This is a genomic window from uncultured Campylobacter sp. (assembly GCF_937997595.1).
Taxonomy (GTDB): Bacteria; Campylobacterota; Campylobacteria; order Campylobacterales; family Campylobacteraceae; genus Campylobacter_B.
Genome location: NZ_CALKTS010000202.1, coordinates 1 through 8061 on the forward strand (window position 1 = coordinate 1; position 8061 = coordinate 8061).

Here is an 8061-nt window from a genome sequence, read left to right on the forward strand (position 1 = left end):
CTATCGCGCTCTGCGTTTAAATTTAGATCATCTGAATTTTTATCATTAAAATTTAAAGCCTTGGAATTTGTAATATTTAAATCTGATGCATCGAAATTCGAAGCGTTTAAATTTGAGGTATCGGAATTTTGAAGTATCAAAATTTAAGGCATCAGAATTTTGAGCGTCAGAATTTTCTTGCGAGCCCTGCTCTAAATTTTGACGCCGTTCGTTTAGAATTTTCTTTAACTCTTTGAGCCTTGCTTCGTTCATCCTTATCCCTCGCCTGCGATCTTAAGCGATCATATTTTACTTCTTTATCGCTTGGGATAGTATTAAATTTAAGGCTACCTTGCTTGCCAGACTCAAGCATTTTTGAAATTTATTTGTTGAGTAAAATTTAGTGAGATAAAGAGATAAATTTAAGCGGGAAGGTCCCGCTTAAATTTTATTTGCCGCAGCCGCACTTGCCCTGAGCGGCAAGCTTGCGGCGAACATATGCGATTTTGCTTTGAAGCGGAAGGTGCTTAGGGCAGTGGTCTTCGCAGCCTAGCAGCGTCATACAGCCGAATACTCCGTCATCATCGCCGATTAGCTCGTAAAAATCCTCGTCGCTGCGTTTATCCAGCGCATCGATCTGAAAGCGTGCCACGCGGTTGATACCGACGGCGCCGATGTAGTCTTTTCGCATTATCGCTACGCCGCATGCAGCTACGCAGATACCGCACTCGATGCAGCGATCCAGCTCGAAAACCTCCTGCGCGACCTCCGGCTCGACCTTCTCCTCAAGCTTGGAGATATCGGTTTCGTGATCGGTGTGGATCCAACTCTCTACGCGTTTGCTCATCGCGTTCATCCAGTTGCCCGTATCGACGCTTAGATCTTTTAGCAGTTTGAAAACCGGAAGTGGCATAAGCTCGATCACGCCGTCCGGATAGTCCTTGGTAAGCGTGCGGCACGCAAGTTGCGGCTTGCCATTTACGAGCATACCGCAGCTGCCGCAGATACCCGCGCGGCAAACGAAATCGAAGCTTAGCTCGGGATCAAATTTCTCACGAATCACGTTAAGCGCGATAAACAGCGTCATTCCGTCGGTCTCTTCAAGCTCGTAAGTAGCGAAGTGCGGCTTTGAAATTTTGCTTAGCGGATTATACTTAAATGCCTTTATTGTTATTTTTCTACTCATATCCTATACCTGCTCTTTCGTTAGGTGCTTTATATTTTGGCTGCAATTCATAATGCATCAATGCCTCTTGAATTTCATATCTGCCTTTGCCCTCGGCTTGCATTTTCTCGCGAATTTCATCGACCTCTTTTTGGCGCACGGCGCTGTCCGGATGCTCGATAATATTGCCTTTGGCGCCGTATCCGCGGAATGCAGGCGGCATCTCCATCTTCATAATATCAAGCGGCTCGTAGCTTAGAGTAGGCATAGTATCGCCCTCTTTCCAGTTTGCAAGCGTTCGTTTTAGCCAGTTTAGATCGTCGCGTTTCGGATAATCCTCGCGGAAGTGTGCGCCGCGGCTTTCGGTGCGATCAAGCGCACCCTTGGCGATACAAAGCGCAAGCTTTAGCATCTTCGGTACGCGGTAAGCCTCCTCAAGCTCAGGATTTCCGAAAAGCTCTTTATTGCTTACTTTGACGTCCAAGGACTGCTTGTAAAGCTCCTCGAGCTCTTTTACGGCTTTGGCTAATCCCTCGCCGGTGCGGAATATCGCGCAGTGCTCCCACATCACGTCTTTCATCTTGTTTTTTATCTCGAATACGTTAAATTTACCCTCTTTTTCAAGCAGGCTTTTAATGTAATTTTTCTCTTTATCTACGAATTTTTGTATATCGTGCGTATTGATATCGACGTCGTGTCCTTGACAATACTCCGCAAAATACTCGCCCACGATCATGCCCGCGACGACGGTTTCGGCAACGGAATTTCCGCCCAAGCGGTTAAAGCCGTGCATATCCCAGCACGCAGCCTCGCCGGCGCTGAAAAGCCCGGCTAGCGTTGGACTCTCGCCCGTAGCTTTTGTTTTGATACCGCCCATCGAGTAGTGTTGCATAGGAAGGATAGGGGCCCAACCTTTACCGCGCTTTCTGCCCTGCTCGTCGGTTATTACCTCGGTGTCGGCAGGATCGATGCCGTTGAAAATTTCGCAAATTTCTTGTACGTCGCGTAAATTTTTCTCGATATGCTCGCGCCCGAGGATCGAAATGTCGAGCCAAACGTGCTCGCCGTAAGGGCTTTTGACACCCTTGCCTTTTCTTATATGCTCCATTATGCGGCGGCTTACGACGTCGCGGCTAGCAAGTTCCTTTTTCTCGGGCTCATAATCCGGCATAAAGCGGTAGCCGTCCACATCGCGTAAAATTCCACCGTCGCCGCGGCAACCCTCGGTAAGCAAAATTCCGCTCGGAACGATAGGGGTTGGGTGAAACTGCACCGCTTCCATATTTCCAAGCTGCGCGACGCCGGTCTCAAGCGCGATAGCAGCACCTATACCCTCGCAAACGACGGCGTTTGTGGTGTGTTTATACACTCTGCCGTAGCCGCCGGTAGCGATTAGCGTGCCCTTTGAGACGTATGCGATTAGCTCGCCAGTAACTAAATCGCGCACGATTGCGCCATAGCAGCGGTTATTTGCATGAATTAGCGCGATAGCCTCCTTACGATCGTGAATATCGACGTTATGCTTTAGCGCTTCGTTTGCAACGGCAAAAAGCATAGTATGCCCCGTAGCATCGGCGGTATAGCAGGTTCGCCATTTTTTCGTACCGCCGAAGTCGCGGCTATGAATAAGCCCGTGAACCTCATCTTTTTCGGTGATCGTGGTTTTTTGAGCGTTGATAATAGCACTTCGCTCGCCTCTAGTAATCCTGGTCCAAGGAACGCCCCAGCCAGCAAGCTCGCGGATCGCCTTAGGCGCCGTTTGCGCAAACATCCTAGCGACGTCTTGATCACAGCCCCAGTCGCTTCCTTTTACGGTATCGGCAAAGTGCACGTCCTCATTGTCGCCCTCGCTCATCTTGGAATTTCCCAGTGACGCCTGCATGCCGCCTTGAGCTGCCGCAGAGTGCGAGCGTTTAACGGGGATCAGACTCAAAACGATGGTGCTAAGCCCCTTCTCGCCGGTAGCGATCGCAGCTCTTAAGCCCGCCAAACCGCCGCCAATAACTAAAGAATCGCAATATATTACATTCATCCTAAGCTCCCTATTCTAAACTTAACCATTTAAAATCGGCGATTATCGAAAGCAGGAAAAATGCGCCCCAAACGATAAAAACCGCCTTTTTAATGAAGGCTCTTTTTCTTTGAATTTCAGCCTTCGTGCCGTCTATGCTGATCCATTTCATATATAATCTATAAATTCCGATGCTAGCGTGAGTTACTACGAAAATCAATAAAACGAAATAAAATAGATGAAGCTGTCCGAATCTAGCAATAGCAAGATCTGCAGTAATTTTCGGACCGAATACGATCATTAAAATATGAGCCGCCGCAAAGAAAAATAGTAAAAATCCCGTCCAAAACTGAAACCACCAAAGCGTCGTGTCGCAATGCTTCATTCGCATTTTATGCGCTTTAAACGCCCTGTAAGCGGCGTAGTTAGCCGGAAATTTTCTCATCGCCAAAAACGCGTGAACTACGAAAATCACGAAAATCACGAAAGCGACGATGTTTGTAACGAAATAAATTCCGCCCGGTTCGGCGAAATGTACGACGCCCTCGAACGCGCCCTTACCGATCAAAATCGTGCCGGTAAATATCATATGACACAGCATAAAACAGGCCAAAATCAGCCCGCTGATGCTTTGCGCCACGTCTTGCAAAGCCATAATGCGGCTTTTTTTGCCGTCTATGGATCTGCCCGTAAAGCCTTCAATGCGACCTAGCATAGGTTCTCCTTAAAAAAGATGATTATAAATCCCCGCTAAACGAAAATTTACATTTTTGTAAAGAGATTATATTACTTTTTAACTTTAGATTAATTTAATTTCTGCAAATTAGTTTTTTCTTCAAAGACTGCTTTAAGAAAACTGCTATCAAAAACATTACTAAAGATAAAATTTGCCCCATCGATAAATTTAAAAATACAAAGCCAAGCCCATCGTCCGGCTGCCTGAAAAATTCCACGAAAAATCTAAACGCTGTGTATAGCATCGCATACAGACATATCAGCTCGCCGTTAAATTTCTTAAATTTACGGTAGAAAAATAAAATCACGAAAATAACGAGCCCTTCCGAAACCGCTTCGTAAAGCTGGCTTGGATGGCGCAACGTGCCGCCTACTAAAATCCCCCACGGCTCGCTCGTCTCGCGCCCGAAAAGCTCCTGATTTAAAAAATTCCCCACGCGCCCGAAAAAATACCCAAGCGGCACGCTAAGTGCCACGAGATCGAGCAGCGCCCACATATCGGTTTTAAATTTTTTGCAAAACCAAACCGTCGCGATCACGAATCCGACGACCGCGCCGTGATAGCTCATACCGCGAATACCCACGAACTCGCCATTATGAAATGGGTTAAAAATTTGCCACGGATGGCTGAAATGCCACGCCGCCTCGCCCGAATAGATCGCGATGTATCCAAGCCGCGCGCCCAAAATGACGCCCACTTCGACCCAGATAAAGTAGCGATCTAGCATCTTATCGCTGAAGTCAAGGCCGTCTTTTCGCACGAAATATTTGGCAATAAATAGCGCCGTAAGCAGCGCCAAAACATACATAATGCCGTACCAGTGCACGTTTATGCCAAACGCACTGAATGCCACGGGATCAAAGTGGGCGTAAATTTCGTTCCAGTAATTCAAATTTATCCTTTGTTTTAAATTTTAAAATTTAGCGGCGCGCATCAGACGCTGCGTGACGCACGCTCTGTAAAAGACGCAGGGCGACGCAAGTGCTAGGCTCCAAACCCTAGTTTTCGAACGCTCGATCGCACGCGCGAAACACGTAAGACGCGAATCCTAGCGATAGCGTCAAACGATGCACAGACCACCTCGCATGAAATTTCACGCAGCGGCGCTATATGGGGCGTAAGGCGCCACACGTAAAGCACCGAGCGGCGGTACCAGACGACATACAAAGCGACACGCAAGACGCCAAAGCGCAAAACGACGCGACGCGAACAAAGCACGCAGCACCCTAATGCAGGCGGCGTAAAACGAAAGCACCGGACGCCTAGCAAAACTCGCAGTGCGCGCAAAACAAACGTCGAACGGCACATGCGCAAAATACCGAATGCTGCGCAGAATTCACAACGACGCGCGATACGACAAACGCCGACGCACAAAACAGCAAGGCAGCTACTTTGCATCTGCGCAGATATAATTCGCCCGTCTTGCTTAGCTTATCACGCTCGCAGGAGCTGTATCAGCTACAGCGCAAGAAATCCTGAAAGCAAGCTCCAGACTTATCTCTACATAGCGCTTTTCTGTGCCGAGCGCGCAAAAATACAGAGCGTGCGTCCTAAATTTTAAATTCCAAGCCCTAGCGTCTCTTTCACCACGCGGCAAAAATCCGCCAAAAACCATCCGAGCGCCTTATAGTAGCTGCTTTTAGCGTTTATCTGCACGTGCGTAGCAAGCGCGGAAAAGCTAGGAATGATAAATTGCGCCAGATATAGCGTCAAAATTTTATGCGATTTTGCGTCCGTGTTTTGCTTAAAGATCATAGCAAGCAGTGCTAGCATATTGGCTGCGTGAGCGCTTTTAAGCTCCGCGAAAGGCTTTTTGAAGCGGCATTTTTCATAAAACAGCTCCACTTCGCTTTCGCTAATGAGCTTGAAAAAATCCATCTCAAACGCCTCTTTTAGCGCCTCAAAATCGCGCCCGAGCGCCGCGTAGTCCTCGCCCTGTACCTTTTGCCAAAGCTCGTGGCCGTTTTTGTTCTCGATATTTTTGTTTACGATGATCCAGTTTTTGCCCAAGCCGCGCAACTTCTGCTCATCTATCACGCCCCTGAAATTCGTCGCAAAGATTATGCAGATCACCGAGTATAGCTCGCCTAATTTCATCTTTTTCCTTTAAATTTAATCAAATTTCGCTCGCTTTTTTTAGCTTTTCGATGCCGAATTTTTCCCAAATCATGCTTAAAGATCGATCCAGGCTCTGCTGCTTTTTATCGATCTCGCCAAAGAGCAGCGAGCCGCCCGATCTGCCGCTAAAATTTGAAAGATTTAGCGCTACGTGGATTATCTGCGCGCCTTTTTTCACGTCGCAGAGCCCAAACAGCTCAAGCGCGGTCTCGCTCAGCAAGCTTAGACTAAACGCCCTATCCTGGCTGATCTGGTGCGAAAACTCCTCGCGCGATTTATAGCGGATCTTTAGATCATACGTCGCGGGCTTTAGGCCCCTTGCAAGCACTTCGCCCGCCAAATGGCGCGCCAAAATTAAAATTTTACGCCGCAGCTCGTCTCGATCGGCGCACGGCGCGAAGCTGCGCCCAAAGCCGATGCTTTTGCGCTCGCGCTTTGAGACGACCTCGCCCTCATCCTCGCCGCTAAGGGCTGCAAAAATTTTCCTGCCGTTTGCGCCCATCTTTTCAAAAATTTCTCTATGCCCTAGCGCGTCGCCGAAGCTTACGATGCCGTATTTGCCGAGCGTTTTTTGCGCCGCTTTGCCGATGCCTGGGAATTTCGCTACCGGCACGGCGGATAGCTCGCGCGCGATTTGCGATTTTAAAATTTGCCGTACGCCAAAGGGCTTAGCAAGGCTCGTAGCGAGTTTTGCGATCAGTTTTGCTTCGCTAAGCCCGACGCTACACGGAAGGCTAAAGCGGCGCATAATCTCGCTTTGCAAAAACGCGGCAAAGCCTAGCGCGTCCGCGTCGTATGCCGTGCCGCGTAAATTTAGAAAAAACTCGTCGATGCTAAATTTTTCGATCTCAGGCGTAAAGCTTAGTAAAAACTCATAAATTTCGCGTGAAATTTTACAGTATTCGCCATGTCTGGCGCGCACCAAAATGAGCTGTGGGCACAGAGCAAGCGCCTGTTTTACGGGCTGAGCCGAGTGCACGCCGTCCGCTCTGGCCTCGTAGCTCGCGCTTAAAATCACGCTTCCAAGCTCGCTCTTGCCCCCGAAAATCTCCTCGTCGCCGCCTCCGACGACTGCGATCTTTTTGCCCGCAAGCGCGGGATCGGCGAGCCTCGCTACAGAAACGAAGAAGCTGTCCAAATCGATGTGAGCTATCAAACTATATCGATCCCAAAACCGCTAAGCCCCGCGTAGTCTTTAGGCTCGCTCTTGCTTAAAATTTTGATTTTTCTAACGCCCAGATGCGCTAAAATTTGCGCTCCGATACCGAAGCTCTTAAAATCGGCGCGATTTTGCGTGGATTTTAGCATCAAAAGCACGCCGCCCTCTTTGCGCAAAATCTCCAGATCGCGCATAAAATCGTTAAATTTCGTATCGCTTAAAAACTCCAGATCGCTTGAAATTTTATGAAATTTCACGTTCGTCTGCGCGCTCTTTCCCAGCTCGCCGAAAATATAGGCGCGGTGCTCGTTGCCCTCGTGATCGCTCACGTCGTAAAATTTCGCCGCTTCGCCGCACAGCATAGCGCTTTTTGGCTCGCTAAATTTAACGAGCGTTTCGTGTTTTAAGCGGTACTGCACGATCTGCGCGACCGAGATCATATTGATGCCGTGCTGCGCGCAGAATTTTTCCAGATCGTCCCTGCGCGCCATATCGCCGTCGTCTTTGACGATCTCGCAGATCACGGCGCTTTGCGAAAGCCCCGCCAAGCGGCACAGATCCGTAGAGCCCTCGGTGTGCCCCGTGCGAGCGAGCACGCCGCCGCTTTTGGCGATAAGCGGGAAGATATGCCCGGGGCGGACGAAATCATCCGCACGAGCGCCCACGCGCGACATCAGCTCGATCGTCATATTACGCTCATACGCGCTTACGCCCGTCTTGGCGTCCTTTGCGTCGATCGTGACGGTAAAGGCGGTCTCGTGGCTTGAAGTGTTTTTATCGACCATTAAGTTTAGATCTAGCTGCTGCGCAATCTGCGGGCTAAGCGCCACGCACAGCACTCCGCGAGCGTACGTGATCGCAAAATTTACCTTCTCTGCGCTGCTAAAGGTGCT

The 8061-nt window shown here is 49.1% G+C and carries 8 protein-coding genes; all 8 read right to left on the bottom strand.

The annotated features are described in order from the left end of the window. Positions 1 to 45: 45 nt before the first annotated feature. On the bottom strand, positions 46 to 252 hold the full coding sequence (locus tag Q0614_RS07110; RefSeq protein ID WP_298787605.1) for a hypothetical protein: 207 nt from the start codon (positions 250 to 252) through the stop codon (positions 46 to 48). Positions 253 to 427: 175 nt separating this feature from the next. Beyond that, entirely contained in the window at positions 428 to 1165 is a 738-nt protein-coding gene (locus tag Q0614_RS07115; protein WP_298787607.1) for a fumarate reductase iron-sulfur subunit, read from the bottom strand. Next, positions 1158 to 3176: a fumarate reductase flavoprotein subunit gene (locus tag Q0614_RS07120; RefSeq protein ID WP_298787609.1), complete on the bottom strand. Its 2019-nt coding sequence runs from the start codon at positions 3174 to 3176 to the stop codon at positions 1158 to 1160. Before Q0614_RS07120 ends, Q0614_RS07115 begins: the two co-directional genes overlap by 8 nt. A 10-nt stretch (positions 3177 to 3186) precedes the next feature. Then, entirely contained in the window at positions 3187 to 3870 is a 684-nt protein-coding gene (locus Q0614_RS07125; protein ID WP_295151987.1) for a fumarate reductase cytochrome b subunit, read from the bottom strand. Between the two features lie 94 nt (positions 3871 to 3964). Next, positions 3965 to 4783 carry a prolipoprotein diacylglyceryl transferase gene (gene lgt, locus Q0614_RS07130; protein WP_298787611.1) on the bottom strand — a complete coding sequence of 273 codons (819 nt, stop codon included), beginning with the start codon at positions 4781 to 4783 and terminating at the stop codon, positions 3965 to 3967. A 665-nt stretch (positions 4784 to 5448) separates the two neighbouring features. Beyond that, a complete protein-coding gene (locus Q0614_RS07135; RefSeq protein WP_177389487.1) occupies positions 5449 to 5988 on the bottom strand; it encodes a hypothetical protein in 540 nt (179 codons plus the stop codon). A gap of 19 nt (positions 5989 to 6007) precedes the next feature. Then, a complete protein-coding gene (locus Q0614_RS07140) occupies positions 6008 to 7165 on the bottom strand; it encodes a DNA polymerase IV (RefSeq protein WP_298787613.1) in 1158 nt (385 codons plus the stop codon). Continuing rightward, positions 7162 to 8061: bifunctional 3,4-dihydroxy-2-butanone 4-phosphate synthase/GTP cyclohydrolase II (locus Q0614_RS07145; RefSeq protein ID WP_298787615.1), on the bottom strand; the 900-nt coding region annotated here is incomplete at its 5' end. The genes Q0614_RS07140 and Q0614_RS07145, both read right to left, overlap by 4 nt.

Bases quoted from the DNA above. Each gene is read 5' to 3' on its own strand.
- Q0614_RS07125 (WP_295151987.1), bottom strand. From the start codon at position 3,870: ATGCTAGGTCGCATTGAAGGCTTTACGGGCAGATCCATAGACGGCAAA.
- Q0614_RS07120 (WP_298787609.1), bottom strand. From the start codon at position 3,176: ATGAATGTAATATATTGCGATTCTTTAGTTATTGGCGGCGGTTTGGCG.
- Q0614_RS07135 (WP_177389487.1), bottom strand. From the start codon at position 5,988: ATGAAATTAGGCGAGCTATACTCGGTGATCTGCATAATCTTTGCGACG.
- Q0614_RS07115 (WP_298787607.1), bottom strand. From the start codon at position 1,165: ATGAGTAGAAAAATAACAATAAAGGCATTTAAGTATAATCCGCTAAGC.
- Q0614_RS07110 (WP_298787605.1), bottom strand. From the start codon at position 252: ATGAACGAAGCAAGGCTCAAAGAGTTAAAGAAAATTCTAAACGAACGG.